This is a genomic window from Burkholderia sp. Ac-20345 (genome assembly GCF_017104825.1).
GTDB classification, from domain to species: domain Bacteria; phylum Pseudomonadota; class Gammaproteobacteria; order Burkholderiales; family Burkholderiaceae; genus Burkholderia; species Burkholderia lata_B.
Genome location: NZ_JAAGPO010000538.1, coordinates 1 through 899 on the forward strand (window position 1 = coordinate 1; position 899 = coordinate 899).

Annotated in this window: 1 protein-coding gene; it reads right to left on the reverse strand. The window is 64.3% G+C overall.

The window, feature by feature from the left end; all coding sequences use genetic code 11:
• A partial coding sequence (potA, locus tag G3O06_RS48525; protein ID WP_205820491.1) for a polyamine ABC transporter ATP-binding protein occupies positions 1-899 on the reverse strand: 899 nt, incomplete at both ends.

Genomic DNA, 899 nt, shown 5'->3' on the forward strand with positions numbered 1-899 from the left:
TACGCGATGTCGGTCACGACGCCGCGCGCCCAGTTGTGTTTCGAGCCCGGCTTCTCGCGCGACACGTGAATGCGCTCCGGGCGCACCGAGATGCCGACCGGCATCCCGAGCGGGCCCGTGATGCCGTGGCTCACGTACATGCGTGCCTCGAGGTCGTCGCTTTCGACGAAGATGTGATCGGGTTCGTCCTCGACCACGCGGCCTTCGAACAGGTTGGTCGAGCCGATGAATTCGGCCGAGAAGCGGCTGTTCGGGAACTCGTACACCTCGCCCGGCGCGCCGATCTGCACGATCTTGCCTTCGCTCATCACCGCGAGGCGGCTGGCCATCGTCATCGCCTCTTCCTGATCGTGCGTGACCATCACGCAGGTCACGTCGACCTTCTCGATGATGTTCACGAGTTCGAGCTGGGTCTTCTGGCGGATCTTCTTGTCGAGCGCGGACATCGGCTCGTCGAGCAGCAGGAGCTTCGGGCGCTTGACCAGCGAACGGGCGAGCGCGACGCGCTGCTGCTGGCCGCCGGAGAGCTGGTGCGGCTTGCGCTGCGCGTACTTGCTCATCTGCACGAGCGCGAGCGCATCGGCCACGCGTTCCTTGATCTCGATCTTCGGCGTGCCTTCCTGCTTCAGGCCGAATGCGACGTTCGATTCGACCGTCATGTGCGGGAACAGTGCGTACGACTGGAACATCATGTTGACCGGCCGGCGGTACGGCGGCAGCGATGCGAGATCTTCACCGTCGACGAAGATCTTGCCGGAGGTGGCCGTCTCGAGCCCGGCGAGCATGCGCAGCAACGTCGACTTGCCGCAGCCCGAGCTGCCGAGCAAGGCGAACAGCTCGTTCTTCGCGATCGTCAGGTTCACGTTGTCGACGGCGGTGCTGTCGCCGAATTTCTTCAC